Here is a 17,539-nt window from a genome sequence, read left to right on the forward strand (position 1 = left end):
GTTCCGCTGCGATGCCTCGAACGACTCCGACTGGATCAACGTGGACGACATCACGATCTCGGCGTACTAGGCTGGCCGAGCACGGTCTCGGGCGCCCGAGCATTGGTCTCGGGCGCCCAGCCCCACGGTGCTTGCTCATTGGCTCCGAGCCGTCGATCATCTCGAGCCTCATGCGTTCGTTTCGCTCGACGATGAGGCCGTGGTCGGGCTTGGTGCTCGGGATGGTGATCGCGTGCAACGCCGCACGGGAGGAGCCGCCTCCTGTTGCCTTGCCTTCCGATGCCGCGACCCTCGAGCGCGCCGGGCCCGTCGTCGTCGAGGCCGAGCCGCCCGTCCAGGCCGGCCTCGCACCGTCGCCCGAGCCCTCTCGCGCACCCGAGCCTGCGTTCCCTGGGCCCGACGACGTCCCGCCCACCCATTTCGAGGGCCGCGAGATCGCTCCGCCGATGGGCTATCTCGGTGCCTCGTGGCTCACCCGACGCGAGCGCGACGCCGAGGAGAACACCTCGCTGCTCCACCAGACGCTGCGAGTGCAGCCCGGCCAGACCGCCTGCGACGTGGGGGCCGGCAACGGCTACCACACCGTGCGGCTCGCCCGTGCCGTGGGCCCTACCGGGCGCGTGCTCGCGGTCGACGTCGAGCCGGCCATGCTCGAGCTGCTGCGAGACCTCGTGGAGAAGGAGGGCCTGCACAACGTCGAGACCATCGAGGGGCGACCCGGCAATCCCCGCCTACCCGAGGGCGCGTGCGATCTCATCCTGCTCGTCGACGTCTACCACGAGCTGGCCTGGCCCGAGCCCATGCTGGCCGCATTTCGCCGGGCCTTGTCGCCGCAGGGACGCTTGGCGCTGGTGGAGTTTCGCGCCGAGGACCCCGAGGTGCCGATCAAGAAGCTGCACAAGATGAGCAAGGCCCAGATCGAGCGCGAGTTCTCGCCGCGGGGCTTCGTGTTGGTGGAGAGCTTCGACGAGCTGCCCTGGCAGCACTTGCTGTTCTACTCTCGTGACGATCGGGGCCGCGACGATCGGGCCCGCGACGATGCGCAGTAGGGCCGCTAGCGATCGCGATGCTGCAAGCCCAGCGCTGCGATCGCCTCGAGCAGCGCGTCATGGACGACCGGGATCGCACACACCAGCCCGTAGTTGCGCTCCAGCCGAGCCCCGCACGAGAAGTCGAACGGTTCCCCGCGCAGATCGGTGACCCGCATGCCAGCCGCGGTCGCAACGAGCCACCCCGGGGCGTGATCCCAGACCTGCTCCGCTCGCTGATGGTCCTGGGGGATCCGCAGGTAGGCATGGGCCTGGCCGCGCGCCACCAGGCCGTACTTGACCTGACTGTCGGCGGGCAGGATCTCCACCGCGCCGCCGATCCGCCGTAGCACGCGATCGATGTCGTGCAGGCGGCTGTAGGTGCCCTCGAACGAGCGGGTCACCACGACTGGCGAGGGGCGCTCGCTCGGGGGTTGGTCGACCGCGGTCAGCTCGGCTCCGGGCAGGGCGGGGCCCCACCGCATGGGTGCTCCGGCCTCCGCGACGAACAGAGTGCCGTGGGGATCGAGCTCGTCGACCGAAGGCGCGAGCCGGGGCGCCAGGTTGGGGCAGCCCATCACCGCGACGGCGGGGCTGCCCTTGGCGATCCACACCAGGCACACCGCATACTGCCCGCCGCGCACGAACCCGCGGGTGCCGTCGATCGGATCGACCGCCCAGTAGCCGCCCTCCGGATCGGCCGGGCCGCTCGCACCATCGATCGCATCGAGCACCTCGTCGGCCGTGGCGTCGGGCCAGGCGGGCCGCACCGCTTCCACCACCGCATCGCGCAGCTTCGCCCGCTCCGGTCGGCGCAGCACTCGTGCCGACTCCTCTCCGAGGATCCGGACCGGCCCGCGCTCGCGCAGCCGCCGAACGATCACCGCCTGCGCCGCGAAGTCGGCCACGGTCACCGGGCTGTCGTCGGGTTTGTCGATGCGGGCCACCTCGCGGTGGCGTCGCACCTGCCGGCAGACGGCCACGGCCTCGAGCACGGCGGCGCGAGCCAGGTCCACGGCATCGGGCGCGAGCGAAGCGGGCACCACCGCAGGCTAGCCCGGGTCGTCGGCCAGCCCGCGGGGCGAGATCGACCCCGGGAGAAAAAAACGCCGATCGTGGCCTCGGACCCGGAAAAACCCGAGGGCTCCGATGTCGTACATATCGGATGACGGCTTACGACCACATCACATGTGGCGCGAGGTGGGCGTTGCTCGGGGGGGCGCTGCTGGCCCCGGTGGGCTGCGGCGGCGATGAGCCGGCTGGCGAGGGGACCGACGGAGACCTGGGCACCGAAGAGGGCTCCACGGGAGAGATCGGTGATACCGGCGAGACCGACGGCGAGCGGGCCGAGGACCGGGTGGTGCCGCTCGACGTGAGCGCGACGGCGCTTGAGGCTCGCTGCTTCGAGCTTCCCGATGCGCCCCTGCAGATCTCGGTCGCGCCCGAGGGCCAGCTGTGGCTGCGCATCGACGAGCAGACCTGGCGAGTGCTCGATCCCTTCGGATCCGAGGACGTCCAGCTCCTGGCCCCGACCGTGACCGCGCTGCAGGCGTGGAGCTCCGAGCGCGCCTTCGTGATCGACGGCGGCGTGCCTTGGGACGTGCGGGGGCAGTGGCCGCAGCCGCTCCCCTGGCCAGCCCAGCGCACCGAGCCCACCGCGCTGTGCGGCGATCCTTCGACCGACGCCAATGGCTTCGTCGTGGCCGATGGCCTGCTGCACCGCGATCACGGCGCCTGGTGGGAGTGGACCGGTCCGAGCGACGCGCCCTGGGCCAACGTGTCCTGGCTGGCCACCGACGCGGGCGCCTGCATGGGTCCCGAGGGCGAGCTGTGGCTGGCCGAGACCTCGGGCGAGGTCTGGCGCATCACGGCCGACTTCGCCACGCGCGTGCCCGAGCTCGACGGTGCCGATCGAGGTGCACTGCTGTCCGGCGTTGGTGTGGCCGCCGTGCTCGATGATGCGTTGCGACTGGGTGAGGTCGATGGGCTTCAGCAGATCCGCTTCGAGGCCGGCCCCGTCACCGCAGTCTCCACGGGCGGAGGTGCGCTGTGGGTGGTGGCCGGCGGTGCCGTCCACCGCTGGCTCGAGGGTGACTTCACGCGTGCCCTCCACGACGACGTCCCCGTGATGGCCACCCGCCTCTACGCCGACGCGACCGGCGGTGCGTGGGCGCTCGACGAGCAGCGAGCTTGCCACCTGCACCCGACGCCACCCACCCGCGTCGAGGGCGTCTTCGACCTGCAGCGCCTGACCACCGAGACCATCGAGATCACCGCGCGCACCTCGGCCGGCACCCGCCTGACCTCGGCCCGCCTCGACGGCGAGGACCTGAGCATCGAGGCCGATGGTCCCAGCCGCTGGCGGGCCGAGCCGGTCGAGGTGGGGCAGGGCTGGCACGTGCTCGAGGTGTTCGCCAGCGGGAGCCGTGGCGCCACCGCCCGCACCCTGCGGTTCGAGCAGCGTCGCGTGGGCGAGCTCTCGTGGGTCGAGCACATCGAGCCGTTGTTCGAAGAGCACTGCTCGGGTGCAGCGTGCCACGGTCCCGATCTCGGGCCGGGCACGCGACCGGATCTGTCGAGCTACGAGGCGTGGCTCGAGCGCGAGGACGGGATCCTCGATCGCGTGGTCACCAAGGGCGACATGCCGCCGCTGGGGGCTCGCAAGGACAGCTGGGGGTTGGATGCTCGGCTCACGGTCGCGGAGTGGTTCCAGACCGGCGCCGCATGGGGAGGGAACGATTGATGCTCACGACGCGCATGGTGCTGGTGACGGCGGCGCTGGTCCTGGCCGGCTGCTACGAGGGGGTCTCGGGCCCCGGTGACCTCGACGAGCTCCCTGGACGCGTGCCAGGGGCCGACGGCGAAGGCGAGGATCCGAGCGACGACGACGATGGACCCGACTCGGGCGAGCCCGGCCACCACGACCAGGGTGAGATCGAGGACCCCGCCGGCCGTCGCGTGCGACGCATGACGGCGCAGCAGTTCCATCGCTCGCTCATCGCGGTGACCGGCCAGCCCTGGCCCGCATTCGACGACTACGCCGCCGCCATGGGCAAGGCCGACTTCGCCGAGATCACCGACGAGGGCCGCGAGATCTCGGTCACCTTCGACAAGTTCGTGCACGACGCCGCCCTGCACAGCTGCACCGCGGCCATCGACGCCGACCTCGAGGGCACGAGCGCCGGCACGGTGATGCGCTGGACCAAGCCCACCGATCGCGACGAGGTCGTGATCCGCCGCAACCTCGACTACCTGATGCTCCGCTTCCTGGGCCAGGAGACCAAGCCCACCGATCCGCGTGTGGATCCCTGGATGAACCTGCTGACGCACGAGCCCTCCGACGGCGAGATCGACGATGGCTTGATGATCGAGCGCTGGACCGCCGTGTGCGTGGGCTTGGTGACCCACCCGGACTTCGTGACCTACTGACCCCGAGGGAGAACGACGCCATGACGCATCGACACCACCATCGTCTCGACGCTCGCTTCGGCCGCCGCTCGTTCCTGCAGGGCCTGGGTGCCTCGGCCTTCTTGCTGCCGTTCGCTGGCGCCGGCTGGGCCGATCAAGAAGAGCCCCGCCCCGCGCAGCGCTACGTGGGCCTCTACTGCAATGGCGCCTGGGACGTGCTCCTGGGCCCCGATCCGCGCGACCCCGCCAAGAGCTACACGGGCATCGATCTGGGCACCAACGCGCTCGCCTCCGCCCATCGCGAGCCCATCCCGGTGATGATGGCCGGCGAGGAGGTGCTGTGGGGCCCCACCATGGCCTCGCTGGTCCCCCATGCCGACGTCCTCACCCTGTTTCGTGGCGTCAACATGAACACGGTGGCCCACGCCGCGGGGCGGGCCTACGTCAACACCTTCCTTCCACCCTCGGGCGTGGTGCCCAAGGGCGATTCCATGGGCACTCGCATGGCCGCGGCCGGGGACTACGACGACCTCATCCTGCCCAACGTCTCGGTGGGCATGCCCACCTTCAACCAGTCGTTCCCCGCCGACGTCACCGGCGTGCGGCTGTCGCTGGCGACCGAGATGCGGGATCTGTTGCAGCCGCTCTCCGATGCGCCGCTGTCCGACGAGACCCTCGCCGCCTTGCGAGCGGCGCAGGACGAGGTCGAGGGCTGCGTGCACGACCAGTACGGCACCCGCCCCGTCGACGAGCTGCGAATCGCCCGCGATCGCATGCGGCAGCTGCTCTCCGACGGCTACACCAGCGCCTTCGATCTCGCCGCCGATTCCGAGCTCATCACGCGCTACGGGATCACCAACCCCAACGCGGCCACGGCTCCTTCGGTGGTGGCCGCCACGGTGTGGCGCCTGCTCGAGACCGGGCTGTCGCGCACCGTCACCGCTCAGCTCCAGGCGGGCTTCGATACCCATGGCCCCGAGTGGGCGACCCTGCAGCCTGCGCGCCAGGTGGCTGCATTCGATGCCCTGGCCGCGCTGCTGACGGATCTGCGACAAGACGACCCGCAGCTCCAGGACACCACGGTGGTGGTGTTCTCCGAGTTCGCCCGCACGCCCAAGATCAACGGCCGTGGCGGTCGCGACCACCACTTTGCCAGCTCGGTGCTGGTGTTCGGCGGCGGCCTGCGCCGCGGCGTGTGCGGGGCCACCCTCGAGGAGACCCTGGGCCTGGTTGCCATCGACCCCATCACCGGGCGGCCCGATCCCGCCGGCAAGGTGCTCCTGCCCGAGGACATCGGGGCCACCATCGCCGCCGCTGCCGGCCTGCCCACCACGCCGTTCCGCGTCGAGCCCCTCGACGCCTGGATCGCCTGAGCCAACCCCACGATTTCGATCGAACGAGGAGCGCCGCGCCATGAAGACCATCGATCTCCGCGCCACCGTCCTGGGCCTCGCCGGCCTTGTCAGTCTCGGGTTCGGGTTTGGCCTCGGCCTGGCTCCCGCCACGGCCGAGGCGGCCAGCCCCGACTACTGCGCGCCCACCACCGACATCGACCCGCTCCAGCTCCTGCGCCAGGTCTCGCTCGATCTGCGCGGCCGCGTGCCGAGCTACGAGGAGTACGAGTGGGTCCGCGGAGCCGACGATCCCCAGGCCGCCGCCGAGGGGCTCATCACCGAGATGCTCGAGTCCCCCGAGTACTTCGACCAGGTTCGCGAGTATCACCAGGCGCTCCTGTGGGGCACGCTCGACAGCTCCACCCTGCCCAACCTCTACGCCGCCCAGCGCCGGATGATCCCCACCGGCACCGGCATCTGGCGCTTGCCCAACATGCGCCAGAAGTACCGCAACAGCCCGACGCTCGATTGCCTGAACCAAGAGCAGACCAACTTCGACGCACAGGGCCGTCCGATCCCGATCCAGACCTACGCCGATCCCACCTGTGCCGGCGGTACCTGCAAGCGCGAGGGCTGGGTGATGGTCTCGCCCTACTGGGCTCCCGACACGCAGGTCAAGGTCTGCGCCTACGATGCCCAGGAGGCCGCGGTCGGCAAGAACGGGGCCGAGTGCTCGCTCTACCACACCAACGACGAGCTGTGCGGCTGCGGCCCCGAGCTTCGCTGGTGCGGTCCCGACAACGTGGGCGTCGAGAACCAGCTCGTGCGCGACTCCCTGGCGCAGGAGCCCGCGCGGATCTTCCAGTGGGTCGTGCAGGAGGGTCGCTCGTACCTCGAGGCGTTCGTCACCGACACCACCTTCATGAACGGTCCCGTGGCGCACTACTACCGCCACAACACCGGCACCACCAACATCGCCCTCGGCGGCGCGATCGCCTACGACTCCGCGATCTCCAGCGTGCCCGACCTGCCCTACGACGACGTGGACACCTGGGTGCCCGTGCAGCGCGACGAGGCCCACGCCGGCGCCTTCACCACCATGGGCTACCTGCTGCGCTTTGCCAGCAACCGCGGGCGCGCCAATCGCTTCTACACCGCCTTCTATTGCGATCCCTTCATGCCCAGCGAGGAGGGCCTGCCGCCCGAGGAGCAAGAGCCCAGCCCCAACCTGCGCGAGCGCAACGGCTGCAACGACTGCCACCAGGAGCTCGAGCCCGCCGCCGCCCACTGGGCCCGCTGGCGCACCGGCGGCACCTACGGGTGGTTCTCGCCCCAGGCGGTGAGCTTTCACGAGCCGCGCCCCGACTGCATCTGTGGCGAGGGCATCGCCAACTGCTCCGCGTTCTGCAGCACCTACTTCGTCACCGCCGACAACTCGAGCGACGAGGAGTTCGGCGCCTACCGTGGCTTGCCGCAGGCCGCGAGCTGGCTCGTGCGCACCGACCACGCCAACGTCGAGGCGGGACCGGTGGGGCTCATCGACACCGATGCCGAGCGCGATCAGATCGCCCACTGTGCCGCGAAGAACCTGGGTGAGCACCTGCTGGGTCGCGAGCTCCAGGCCAACGACCTGTCATGGCTGCAAGCGCACGCCCAGGCGTTCGAGGACAGCGGCTACGACTACACCGCGATGGTGCGGCGGATGATCACGGACGAGCGCTATCGAACGGTGCGCTGAGCGTTCCGGCCAGGCCGGCTCGGGCCCGATCTGACCGATCTCTAGATTTGGCCCCGTCGCAGCCCGCGAAACCACGTCGCCAGGGTCGCCTCTTGCCCGGCCTGCTCCAGCCGGTCCACCGCCTCCTTCATCTCCTCGACCTTCGCATCCTTCTCGTCGAGGACCACGAACAGCGGATAGGTCCCCTTGGTCTCGTCCCAGCGCAGGCGCAGCTGGTCGAACTCGTTCATGCGCAGCGCCTTCTCCCAGTCCTCTTCCACGAATTCCAGGATCCGCACGTGCGCGATGTCCTCGGCCGGGTGCAGGTTGCCCAGCTCCAGCTCCAGCCGGCGGCAGCGCTCGCACCACTCCGCCGAGAACAGCACGGCCACCTGCTTGCCCTCGCTGCGGGCCTGCGTGGCCAGGCGCTCGAACATCCCCGTCAGAGGCTCGTCGGCGATCGGTCGCAGGCGTCGCAGGTCGTAGCCCACCTTCGAGGGCCTGCTCGTCTTCGCCTCCGGCGCGCTGGCCTCGGCCCCCTCGGCCTGCGCACCACCATCGCCGCAGCCGAGCGACGTGGCCATCACCGTGATCGCCAGCCGCACACCGCACGGGATGGCCGAGATCCTCCGCGCTCGCATGCGCCCTTCTTCCCACCGCGCCCAGTCACGGTCAAGTCTTGCCCACCCACTGCACGCGATAGAGGTCGAGCCGCCGGTCCTGGAAGTTGCGCACCGAGCCATGGCGGCGCAGCTCCTTGATGTCGTCGAGATCCACGTCGACGATCAGCGTGGTCTCGGTGTTGGGCGTGGCCTCCGCCATGATCGCGTCGTGGGGGAACGAGAAGTCCGACGGCGAGAACACCGCCGTTTGCGAGTACTGGATGTCGATGTTCTCGACCTTGGGCAGCGAGCCCACGCTGCCCGTGATCGCCACGTAGCACTCGTTCTCGATCGCCCGCGCCTGCGCGCAGCGACGCACTCGCAGGTAGCCGTTCTTGGTGTCGGTCCAGAACGGCACGAACAGGATCTGCATGCCCTGGTCGGCCAGCAGGCGCGCCAGCTCGGGGAACTCCACATCGTAGCAGATCAAGATCCCCACCTTGCCCGCGTCGGTCTCGAACACCCGCAGCCGCGAGCCCCCCTCCACCCCCCAGTAGCCGCGCTCGTCGGGGGTCACGTGCAGCTTGTACTGCGCGTCCCAGGTTCCGTTGCGGCGCAAGAGGTACGACACGTTGAACAGCCGGCGATCGCGATAGAGCGGCATCGAGCCCGCGATGATGTTGATGTTGTACGAGACCGCCAGCTCCAGCATCGCGTCGCGCAGCCCCTCGGTGTGCTCGGCCAGCTTGCGCATCGCGTCGGGCGCCGGCGCATCCGAGTACTGGGCCAGCAGCGGCGTGCTGAAGAACTCGGGGAACAGCGCGAAGTCGGCCTTGTAGCTGGCCAGCGCGTCCACGAAGAACTCCACCTGCTGCAGCAGCACCTCCTCGCTGGCGATCGCGCGCATCTGCCACTGCACCGTGCCCAGCCGCACCACCGTCTTCTTCTCGCCGATGAGCGGCGAGCTGCGGGCCTCGTAGTAGATGTTGTCCCAGCGCAGCAGCGTGGCGTAGCCGCCCGACTGGCGATCGTCCGGCCAGTAGCCCACCAGCACCCGCATCACGTGGAAGTCGTTGGCGAGCTGGAAGCTCAGGATCGGGTCGAAGATCTCGCGCCGCTGCACCAGCGCGATGTACTGCTGCGGCGTCAGCGTCTCGGCGTGCTTGCCATAGCCGGGGATCCGCCCCCCGGCCACGATCGCGGTGAGGTTCAGCTTCTCGCACAGCTCCTTGCGCCCGTCGTAGAGCCGTCGCCCCAGCCGCATGCCCTGGTACTCGGGATCCACGAACAGATCCATTCCGTACAGCACGTCGCCGTTGGGGTCGTGCGTGGTGATGAACCCGCGACCGGTGATCTCCTCGTAGGTGTGTGCATCACCGAAGCGCTTGTAGTCCACGATGAGCGACAGCGCGGCTGCCACCACCCGGCCGTGGTCCTCGATGCAGATCTGTCCCTCGGGAAAGCGATGCAGCTGAGCCGTGAAGTGCTCCTCGGTCCACGCCCCGCCCATCGTGCGGTAGACCTCGTCCATGATCCGCTTCACATCCGGGTAGTCCTCCTTGCGGAGGTGCCGCAGCTCGAGCAGCACGTCCTCCGACCCGCCCGAATGGGCGGTGTCCTCGGTCGGATCGGCAGGTCGCTCCGGGCGGTTCGGCTCGCTCATGGGTCAGGCATCTTGCAGCCCGGGGGCCCGCCGCTCAAGCTGGGCTCCGTGCTGTCGCTGCCCGTCGCCGAATCGAGCACCCGCGTTCGCGTCGCGCGGCTCGGCGATCTACGCGCACTGGCCGAGATCCGCCGACTGAGCTGGTGGGATGCCTACCGCGGCCTGGTGCCCGAAGCTGCGCTGCGGCGCATGGACGACGCTCGCATGGTGCGGCGCATGGCGCATGCGCTCGCCCAGCGCTGGCACGTGATCCTCATGGTCGAGGACGAGCACGAACGCCCGCTCGGCTACGCGTGGATCGGTCCGCATCGCGAGCGCGTGGGCGATCATCGCGGCGAGGTCTTCGAGCTGTACCTGCATCCGCGCGCGCAGGGCAGGGGCGCCGGCAAGCAGCTCTTGGTCACTGCGATCTGGTCGCTGGTCGAGCAAGGCCTGCACCCCGTGATCGTCTGGGTGCTCGCCGCCAACCCGGCGTGCCGGTTCTACGAGGCCTGCGGCGGCGTGCGGGTGGCCGAGGGCCCCGTCGACGTCGGCGGCCGCGTACTCACCCGCGTGGCCTACGGCTGGAGCGACGCGTTTCCGCTGCCGCTCTCGTGACTCGGCTCACTGTGTCATGGGCGGAGGACGGTGAGGTCCAGGCCCCAGCGGCGCCGGACGTGCTCGGGCACGTGGTGATCGAGCACGTCGAGGGCGAGCGCGACGAAGCGCTGCGCGGCGACTCGGAACGGCTTGGTCTTCGCCCAGGCGGCACGGATGCGTCCGGCGTCGTTGCTCTCGATGGCTCGCTGAACGGTGTCGACGATCGGGCGTAGCCGCCTGGCGTGGTCGTCCCACTCTTGTTGCAGGCCCACGCGATGTCCCGCGTCCTTGGTCTCCCAGTCGAGGCCAACCGCACGCAGCATCGTTGCTCCGCGTGGCGTTCGAGGGCGCGGGATCCAGTGCTCGCCGAACGGTCGGAACTGGATGTGCTCTCGCGGATCCTCGTTCTCGGCCGCAGGATCGATCAATATGGGGCATTCCGCCCCCGGAGCGACCTCTTCGGGCTCCAGAGCCTTCGAGCCGGGGAGCAGCGGGAACCAAGAGCCCTTGGCCGCATTGCAGCGGATGCACGCGAACAGCAGGTTGTCCCACGTCCAGGTCAACCACCAATAGCCGGCCTCGGGTGAGGAACGAGTCTCGCGAAAGGCCTCGGCCTTCGGCCGAAAGTGTTCCACGTGCTCCCAGCGGACGTCTTGCTGACGTTCTTCGCAGTAGCAGCACTTGAGGTGCTGAGCGTTGGCAAGCGCATCACGAGCCACCTTGTATTCCGTGCCCATGAGCTCCTGGCTGAGCTTCCTGCCGTTGCGAAGCGCCTCGCGCACGCGGTCGAGCTCCGTGGCCCGCACGGAGTGCAGCTCGGGACAAACCTCGGCTTCGGGGGGTCGTCGTACACCGATCATGCCGACTCGCTGCGCTCGACGGGCTCCCACTTCGGGCCTGCACCGGCTGCCTCCAGCTCCGCGCGCAGGCTCGACATCTCGCGGTCCTCTTCATCGCTGCGATACGGGTTGCTCGCGATGAAGTCGTACCTTCGCAGCTTCTCGGCCAGGTTCACTGGGTAGAGCCGGTCGATTGCGAAGTAGCGCTCGAGCAGCTGCGTGGCCGTGAGCAGCTTGGGCGGCCGCTCCTCGTGTCGTGCCACCACGTTGCCCGTCTGGAGATCCTCCTCCAGCATCACGATCTCGTGCGCCTCGAGCCCCGCCAGCAGCATCGGCGAGTGCGTGGTCACCACGAATTGCAGCCTCGGGAACGTCGTCTTGAGCGCGGCGATGAAGCCCACCTGCCACGTGGGATGCAGGTGCAGGTCGAGCTCGTCGACGAGCACGAGGCCCTCCATCTCCTCGGGCTCGATCTCTCCGTCACCCCCTGCGGCGTTGGCTTCCCACAGCACCTGGCCCACGAGATCTGCCAGCCAGGCGATCGCGGCCTGATAGCCCTGCGAGAGCCAGGTCGCGGGGATCTTCAGCTCGCCCGCGTCACCCGAGCGCACCTTGAAGCGATGACTCGTCACCAAGCGATCGGCCGTGTTCACGCCTCCTCGGCCCCCAAGCTCGACATCGGTTACCGCGGGTAGCAAGTCGGCGTGGGCCAGCATGGCCTTCTTGATCACTCGAGCGTAGGTTCGCGCGCTGCCGTTGTCGAAGAGGTCGGCGAAGCCCGTGCCGATGATTGGGGAGTTGTCGAACAGGCTCGCCACTCGATCGTGCGTGATGTCGTCCGGTGGCTTGACACTCATCGGAACCGGCAGCGAGCGGTTGACTCCATAGGCGGCGGTGAACCAATGAGCATGAACCGGCGAAGCCGCACGGATCTGCTCGAGAGGATCGGGTGTCGACCCTACGAACCACTCGGCGGAAGGCATGGATTGGAGGTGCTCGTCATGGTCGCCGCGCATGTAGCCCGAGCCGCCCTCGAAGATCTGTCGATTGGCCATCAACGCCAGCCACGTACGCAGCCGCGTTGGGGTCGCGACCTTGCCTGGGTGGTGCCGCCCGTGCTGCTCGCCGATCGCTCCAAATCCGAACGAACCGTGGATCCAGAGCTCCCTACGCTCGTCCCTCACATCCCGCAGGCTGCGGTGCAGCCCTTGCGCGAGCTGATTCGCCCGGTCCCTCCCGCTCGCTGCCAACGCCAGCGCGCGCAGGATCGCCGTCTTGCACAGCCCGTTGCGCCCGACCAGCACCGTCCACATTCGCGGCTCCCCGTCGCGGGTGAAGTCGAGCTCGAAGTCACGCAGCAGCTTCAAGCCGTCGATGCGGAGCTTGCGGACGTACACGCCGACGAGAGCATACCTCGACCGTCACACGCATGCGCCGCCCCAACCGGAGCGGCGCAGCCGACGAAGACTCGATGTCATCCACTCACCGCCTCGCTTCGCGGCGATCGATCCCACCACCTTCATCGAAGGCTCGGTGAGGGAGACCGCCGCTTCGCGACGCGCTCGCAGCTCAGCCCTTGGCGGCCGGCGCAGGATCGGGATGCCGACGCAGCAGCCGGGCCACCGTCTCGGTGGGCTGCGCACCCACGCCCAGCCAGTACTGCACGCGCGAGTGGTTCAGCGCCACGGTGGAGGGCTCGGTGGTCGGATCGTAGGTGCCCAGCTTCTCCAGGAAGCGTCCGTCCCGCGGCGAGCGGGCGTCGGAGGCGACGATGCGGTAGAAGGGGCGCTTCTTCGCGCCCGCACGGGCAAGCCTGATCTTCACGGCCATGGGTCTTCGTCCAGTTCCTCGGTCCTCGAGAAGGAGCGGGAAGCTAGCGGCCGAGGCCCGAGGCGTCAAGGCCGTGGGACCCGAACCGAACGGGTTGCGGTCCGCGGCGGATCGCGCAATTTTGCGGCGGCCCATGGTCCGTGCTCGCCATCCCCGTCTCCGCCCCATCTCCTCCCTTGCGGTGTCGATGGTGGCGCTGCTCGCGATCGCTGGCGCCATGGGCCCCGCCTGCGGCAGCACCAACCCCGATGCCAAGGGCAAGTCCGATGCGAGCGCAGGGGGCCCGGCCGAGCCCACCCCTCCCGCCGCCCAGGCCCGCGTCGAGCTCGATCTCTTCGTGCTCGGCCGCGTTCGCGGCACCATCGCCCCCTGCGGCTGCACCACCGAGCCCCTTGGCGGTCTGCAGTACGCCTTCGGCTACATCGAGGCCAGCTCCGACCCCGGCGCCCGCCTAGTGCTCGAGCCGGGCTCCTTCCTCTTTCCCGAGCCGGGCAGCCCCGAGTGGCCGGTCGACGACCAGGGCTGGTCCCAGGCTCAGGAGCGCGCCAAGGCCCTGCAGGGCCGCTTCTCCGGCCTCGGCGGCGCCCTCGTCAGCGGCCTCGGCCCCATCGACGTGCGATCGCCCACGGGAGCGGCGGCCCTGCAGACCTACGCCATGCCCCGCGTGATCGCCAACGTCACGCCCGCCCCCGACGCGATCCCTCCTCATCGCCTGGTCACCCTCGCCAAGGACGGCGTCACCCTCACCGCTGGCGTGACCGCGGTCGTCGATCCCACCCTGCCCGAGGCCGACCAGCTCGGCACGCTCTCCGATCCCATCGCCGCCCTGCGCCAGCAGGTCAGCGCCATGCGCGAGGCCGGGGCCGGCTTCACCGTCGCCATGGCCCACGGCACCCGGCCCTTCGCCGAGCAGATCGCCCGCGAGGTCGACGGCCTCGATCTCGTGGTGGTCGGCGTGGTGCAGGGCGTCGAGCGCCAGCGCATCGGCGAGTCCACCGGGCGGCTCTCGGGCACGTACATCGTCGAGCCCGGCGAGCAGCTCCAGACCCTCACCCATCTCACCCTCTCGGTCGCCGCCGAAGCGTCCGTGGTACCCGAGTCCGAGGCCTGGGTCATGAAGCCGCCTCGCGCAGTGCAGGAGGACGAGCTCGCGCGCTTGCAGCAGCGCCTCGACAAGTTCAAGGCCGATCCCAGCGCCGATCCGGCCTTCATCGCGCGCCTCGAGTCCGAGCGCGACACCCTGCAGACGGCCCTCGAAGGCGGCGGTCCGCAGGGCCCCGCCGTCGCCGTGTTCGAGCAGGTCAAGGTCAGCTGCAAGCTGCCCGCCGATGCCCAGGCCGGCCAGGGCCTCACCGCCTATACCGCCTGGGTCGCCCAGCAGAACGAAGCCTTCTATAAGGGCAAGCACGCCCCCGAGCCGCCCAAGGGCACCCCGGGCTACGCCGGCCTCGACGAGTGCGAGACGTGCCACGAAGAGGCAGTCGAGCACTGGCGCACCACCGTGCACGCGCGCGCCTACCAGACCCTCGTCGACACCAACCAGCAGTACGACCTGGCCTGCGTCGGCTGCCACGTCACCGGCTTCCGCGAGCCCGGCGGCAGCGAGGTCGTCGAGACCCGGGGCCTTCGCGACGTTCAGTGCGAGGTCTGCCACGGCCCCGGCACCTTCCACGTCGAGGAGCCCGAGGCCAGGCAGGGCGGCGCGCAGCACATCCGCCTGCAGGCCCCCGAGGAGGTCTGCGGCAAGTGCCACACCCCCGAGCACTCCGATACCTTCGACTACGTCGCCTATATGCGCGACATCTTGGGGTCGGGCCACGGCGACGAGGCTCGCAAGGCCCTCGGCGACGGTCCCACCGGTGCGCAGCTGCGTGCAGAGGGCCTGGCCAAGGCCGGCGGCAAGTGCAAGAAGATGTGAACCTCCGCGAGGCCGGCGTTGCCACCGCAGCGCTCCCCGGCTCGGCCCGCACGTGATGCCGCGCGCGATCGTGGGGCTGGTCAACGCCCGCGAGCGATGCCAAAAGCTCATCCTCATGAGCGAGCCCCGCAAGGTCTACTTCGTCTCGCTGGGCTGCCCCAAGAACCAGGTCGACACCGAGGTGATGCTCGGCGTGGTGGCGCAGGGCGGCCACGAGCTGGTCGACGACGCCGAGCTCGCCGACACCCTCGTCGTCAACACCTGCGGCTTCATCGACGCGGCCAAGGAGGAATCGATCGACACCATCCTCGAGCTCGCCGCGGTCAAGAAGGACGCCGCTGCGGCCAAGACCCTCGTGGTGGCCGGTTGCCTCAGCCAGCGCTACCCAGAGGAGCTCGCCAACGAGATGCCCGAGGTCGACCACTTCCTCGGCTCCGCCGATCAGCTCGGCCTGGCCAAGGTGCTGCGCGGCCAGGCTCCGCGCATGGGCGTGACCGCCCTGGGCAAGCGCGCCTACCTCTACGATCACACCACCCCGCGCCAGGTCACCGGCACCCGCCACAGCGTCTACGTCAAGATCGCCGAGGGCTGCGATCGCCCCTGTGGCTTCTGCATCATCCCCCAGCTCCGCGGGGCCCAGCGCAGCCGCAGCGTCTACTCCGTGGTCGAGGAGGTGCACGCCCTGGTCGAGCACGGCGCCCGCGAGGTGTGCCTGGTCGCGCAAGACCTCACCCTCTACGGCAAGGACCTCGAGCCCCGCGCCACCCTCGAGCAGCTCCTCGATGCCCTGGTCCAGATCGACGGCCTGCACTGGATCCGGCTGCACTACGCCTATCCCACCGCCGTCACCGAGGGCCTCGTCGAGCGCATCGCCGGCCAGCCCAAGATCGCCACCTACCTCGACGTCCCCATGCAGCACGTCGACTCCGGCGTGCTCAAGAAGATGCGCCGCGGCTACGGCGAGAAGCAGGTCCGCGAGCTCGTCGACATGCTCCGCGATCCCCGGCGAGTGGGCGACGCCCACGTCTGGCTGCGCACCACCATGCTCGTGGGCCACCCCGGCGAGACCGAGGACGCCTACCGTCGGCTCCACGACTTCGTCGCCGAGGGCCAGCTCGATCACCTCGGCGTGTTTCCATGGTCGCGCGAGGAGGGCACGGCCTCCGCCCTGCACCCCGGGCGCGTCGACGAGGCCGTGGCCCAGGAGCGCGCCGCCGAGCTGATGGCCCTCCAGGCCGAGATCCGCGCCCGCAAGCACGCCGAGCTGGTGGGCCGCACCCTCGAGATCCTCGTCGATGGCCCCAGCGCCGAGCACGAGTGGTTGCTCGATGGCCGCCACGAAGGACAGGCCTTGGAGATCGACGGCCTGACCATCCTCACCAACGGCCCCACCCATGGCGCCCCCGCACGAGGCCAGATCGTGCGCGCCAAGGTCGTGCAGGCCGGCACCCACGACCTCGTGGCCTCGCTCGACCTCGACGTCGATCCCGACGACGTCCTGCCGCTCGACGACGAGGACTGAACGCCCCGTCGAGCACCACCAAGCCTTCTACGGCGGTCGATCCCTTGGCGCGGACGGCGACCTCGTCCAGGGGAGCCACCGACCCCCAACTCCCGATCCCTCTGGTCGGGTCGTTTTCCGAGCGATTGCGAGGCGATGCCGCTCACGTTCCTTTGCTCGGGGGTCGCGCGTGTGGGATGCTACCCAACGCTCGGCTCTTCCTCTACGCACGCGCGTTACCCGCACTCACTTCTCACGCTCTGGAGCCAATTTTCCAATGTCATCCGCTTCTCTCAAGGATCTGGTCGAGTACCTCGCCAAGGCGCTCGTCGACAATCCCGACGACGTCGAGGTCGCCGAGATCGCCGGCGAGCAAACCGTGGTCCTCGAGCTCCGAGTCGCCAAGGAAGACCTTGGCAAGGTCATCGGCAAGCAGGGGCGCACCGTCAAGGCCATGCGGGCGATCCTCTCCGCTGCCTCGTCCAAGCTTCGCAAGCGCGCCGATCTGGAGATCCTCGAGTAGAGAGCCGCCCATGCCCCTCACGGGCGCGAAGCACCTGGTCGTGGGCTACGTCGCCGGTGCCCATGGCATCCGCGGAGGCGTACGCGTGCACCTCCATGATCGCGAGTCCGAGGCGCTGGTGGTGGGTCGGTCGGTCGTGCTCCAGCGCGACGGCCGTCCTCTCTCCACCCACGAGCTGCGCAGTGTCGAGCCCGTGCCGGGCAAGCCCGGGCGCCATCGCGTGACCATGATCGGCGTCGGCGATCGCAACGCCGCCGACGCCCTGCGAGGCTGCGAGGTGCTCGTCGATCGCGGCGAGCTGCCCGAGCTGCCCGAGGACGAGTTCTACCTCGCCGACGCCATTGGCCTGCCGGTCGAGCGCGAGCACGACGGCGCCACCCGGGCCCTCGGCACGATCGCGGGGATCACCAGCAATGGCGTGCAGGACCTGTTCGAGGTGCAGTGGCGCGGGCCCGACGGTCGCATGCACGAATGGTTGCTTCCCGTGCTGCCGCAGCACATCGTCGAGCTCGACGAGCGACGCGTGCTCGTCCGGCTCCCGCTGGGCCTCCTGCCCGATGCGCTCGAGGCGTCCGACTCGTGAGCCCCCCGTGAGCC

16 protein-coding genes are annotated in these 17,539 nt (G+C 69.7%); 10 read left to right on the plus strand and 6 right to left on the minus strand.

The genetic code is table 11. The features are described 5' to 3' along the window. The first annotated feature begins 170 nt into the window (after positions 1-170). Positions 171-1,049, plus strand: a complete 879-nt coding sequence (locus OEB96_RS01125; RefSeq protein ID WP_266213523.1) for a class I SAM-dependent methyltransferase — start codon at positions 171-173, stop codon at positions 1,047-1,049. A 5-nt stretch (positions 1,050-1,054) separates the two neighbouring features. Here the strand turns inward: OEB96_RS01125 and OEB96_RS01130 are convergent, their stop codons facing one another. Then, complete coding sequence (locus OEB96_RS01130; protein WP_266213524.1) at positions 1,055-2,071, minus strand: inositol monophosphatase family protein; 1,017 nt, start codon at positions 2,069-2,071, stop codon at positions 1,055-1,057. 122 nt (positions 2,072-2,193) lie between these two features. Here OEB96_RS01130 and OEB96_RS01135 point away from each other — a divergent pair, with 122 nt between their 5' ends. The 4 genes from OEB96_RS01135 to OEB96_RS01150 are packed head-to-tail and all read left to right on the plus strand — an operon-like array spanning position 2,194 to position 7,508. Next, on the plus strand, positions 2,194-3,771 hold the full coding sequence (locus tag OEB96_RS01135; RefSeq protein WP_266213525.1) for a hypothetical protein: 1,578 nt from the start codon (positions 2,194-2,196) through the stop codon (positions 3,769-3,771). Continuing rightward, entirely contained in the window at positions 3,771-4,457 is a 687-nt protein-coding gene (locus OEB96_RS01140; RefSeq protein ID WP_266213526.1) for a hypothetical protein, read from the plus strand. The genes OEB96_RS01135 and OEB96_RS01140 overlap by 1 nt, the downstream gene beginning before the upstream one ends. Positions 4,458-4,477: 20 nt before the next feature. After that, a complete protein-coding gene (locus OEB96_RS01145) occupies positions 4,478-5,809 on the plus strand; it encodes a DUF1501 domain-containing protein (protein WP_266213527.1) in 1,332 nt (443 codons plus the stop codon). A gap of 40 nt (positions 5,810-5,849) precedes the next feature. Next, positions 5,850-7,508: a hypothetical protein gene (locus OEB96_RS01150; protein WP_266213528.1), complete on the plus strand. Its 1,659-nt coding sequence runs from the start codon at positions 5,850-5,852 to the stop codon at positions 7,506-7,508. A 41-nt stretch (positions 7,509-7,549) separates the two neighbouring features. Here the strand turns inward: OEB96_RS01150 and OEB96_RS01155 are convergent, their stop codons facing one another. Further along, complete coding sequence (locus OEB96_RS01155) at positions 7,550-8,128, minus strand: thioredoxin domain-containing protein (protein ID WP_266213529.1); 579 nt, start codon at positions 8,126-8,128, stop codon at positions 7,550-7,552. Between the two features lie 31 nt (positions 8,129-8,159). Then, positions 8,160-9,752, minus strand: a complete 1,593-nt coding sequence (locus OEB96_RS01160; RefSeq protein ID WP_266213530.1) for a bifunctional GNAT family N-acetyltransferase/carbon-nitrogen hydrolase family protein — start codon at positions 9,750-9,752, stop codon at positions 8,160-8,162. A 48-nt stretch (positions 9,753-9,800) separates the two neighbouring features. Between OEB96_RS01160 and OEB96_RS01165 the strand changes: the two genes are divergently transcribed. Then, positions 9,801-10,349 carry a GNAT family N-acetyltransferase gene (locus OEB96_RS01165; RefSeq protein ID WP_266213531.1) on the plus strand — a complete coding sequence of 183 codons (549 nt, stop codon included), beginning with the start codon at positions 9,801-9,803 and terminating at the stop codon, positions 10,347-10,349. Positions 10,350-10,363: 14 nt separating this feature from the next. On the opposite strand, the gene OEB96_RS01170 is transcribed toward OEB96_RS01165, so the two are convergent. The 3 genes from OEB96_RS01170 to rpsP all read right to left on the minus strand — a co-directional run bounded on the left by OEB96_RS01170 (position 10,364) and on the right by rpsP (position 13,000). Continuing rightward, positions 10,364-11,191: an HNH endonuclease gene (locus tag OEB96_RS01170; protein ID WP_266213532.1), complete on the minus strand. Its 828-nt coding sequence runs from the start codon at positions 11,189-11,191 to the stop codon at positions 10,364-10,366. Next, positions 11,188-12,567: an AAA family ATPase gene (locus tag OEB96_RS01175; protein WP_266213533.1), complete on the minus strand. Its 1,380-nt coding sequence runs from the start codon at positions 12,565-12,567 to the stop codon at positions 11,188-11,190. The genes OEB96_RS01170 and OEB96_RS01175 overlap by 4 nt, the downstream gene beginning before the upstream one ends. Before the next feature lie 172 nt (positions 12,568-12,739). Continuing rightward, positions 12,740-13,000: a 30S ribosomal protein S16 gene (gene rpsP / locus OEB96_RS01180; RefSeq protein WP_266213534.1), complete on the minus strand. Its 261-nt coding sequence runs from the start codon at positions 12,998-13,000 to the stop codon at positions 12,740-12,742. Positions 13,001-13,187: 187 nt separating this feature from the next. Between rpsP and OEB96_RS01185 the strand changes: the two genes are divergently transcribed. The 4 genes from OEB96_RS01185 (at position 13,188) to rimM (ending at position 17,525) form a co-directional block, all read left to right on the plus strand. After that, positions 13,188-14,918 (plus strand): multiheme c-type cytochrome, encoded by a 1,731-nt coding sequence (locus OEB96_RS01185; RefSeq protein WP_266213546.1) that lies wholly within the window; start codon positions 13,188-13,190, stop codon positions 14,916-14,918. A gap of 55 nt (positions 14,919-14,973) precedes the next feature. Beyond that, positions 14,974-16,440 carry a 30S ribosomal protein S12 methylthiotransferase RimO gene (gene rimO / locus OEB96_RS01190; protein ID WP_266213535.1) on the plus strand — a complete coding sequence of 489 codons (1,467 nt, stop codon included), beginning with the start codon at positions 14,974-14,976 and terminating at the stop codon, positions 16,438-16,440. A 256-nt stretch (positions 16,441-16,696) separates the two neighbouring features. Then, on the plus strand, positions 16,697-16,942 hold the full coding sequence (locus OEB96_RS01195) for a KH domain-containing protein (protein WP_266213536.1): 246 nt from the start codon (positions 16,697-16,699) through the stop codon (positions 16,940-16,942). Positions 16,943-16,952: 10 nt separating this feature from the next. After that, positions 16,953-17,525 (plus strand): ribosome maturation factor RimM, encoded by a 573-nt coding sequence (rimM, locus tag OEB96_RS01200; protein ID WP_266213537.1) that lies wholly within the window; start codon positions 16,953-16,955, stop codon positions 17,523-17,525. Positions 17,526-17,539: the final 14 nt, after the last annotated feature.

This window comes from Paraliomyxa miuraensis (genome assembly GCF_026337845.1).
Taxonomy (GTDB): domain Bacteria; phylum Myxococcota_A; class Polyangia; order Nannocystales; family Nannocystaceae; genus Paraliomyxa; species Paraliomyxa miuraensis.

Coding starts and splice junctions, on each gene's coding strand:
- OEB96_RS01125 (WP_266213523.1), top strand. CDS start 171: ATGCGTTCGTTTCGCTCGACGATGAGGCCGTGGTCGGGCTTGGTGCTC.
- OEB96_RS01135 (WP_266213525.1), top strand. CDS start 2,194: ATGACGGCTTACGACCACATCACATGTGGCGCGAGGTGGGCGTTGCTC.
- OEB96_RS01140 (WP_266213526.1), top strand. CDS start 3,771: ATGCTCACGACGCGCATGGTGCTGGTGACGGCGGCGCTGGTCCTGGCC.
- OEB96_RS01145 (WP_266213527.1), top strand. CDS start 4,478: ATGACGCATCGACACCACCATCGTCTCGACGCTCGCTTCGGCCGCCGC.
- OEB96_RS01150 (WP_266213528.1), top strand. CDS start 5,850: ATGAAGACCATCGATCTCCGCGCCACCGTCCTGGGCCTCGCCGGCCTT.
- OEB96_RS01155 (WP_266213529.1), bottom strand. CDS start 8,128: ATGCGAGCGCGGAGGATCTCGGCCATCCCGTGCGGTGTGCGGCTGGCG.
- OEB96_RS01160 (WP_266213530.1), bottom strand. CDS start 9,752: ATGAGCGAGCCGAACCGCCCGGAGCGACCTGCCGATCCGACCGAGGAC.
- OEB96_RS01170 (WP_266213532.1), bottom strand. CDS start 11,191: ATGATCGGTGTACGACGACCCCCCGAAGCCGAGGTTTGTCCCGAGCTG.
- rpsP (WP_266213534.1), bottom strand. CDS start 13,000: ATGGCCGTGAAGATCAGGCTTGCCCGTGCGGGCGCGAAGAAGCGCCCC.
- OEB96_RS01185 (WP_266213546.1), top strand. CDS start 13,188: ATGGTGGCGCTGCTCGCGATCGCTGGCGCCATGGGCCCCGCCTGCGGC.
- rimO (WP_266213535.1), top strand. CDS start 14,974: ATGCCGCGCGCGATCGTGGGGCTGGTCAACGCCCGCGAGCGATGCCAA.
- OEB96_RS01195 (WP_266213536.1), top strand. CDS start 16,697: ATGTCATCCGCTTCTCTCAAGGATCTGGTCGAGTACCTCGCCAAGGCG.
- rimM (WP_266213537.1), top strand. CDS start 16,953: ATGCCCCTCACGGGCGCGAAGCACCTGGTCGTGGGCTACGTCGCCGGT.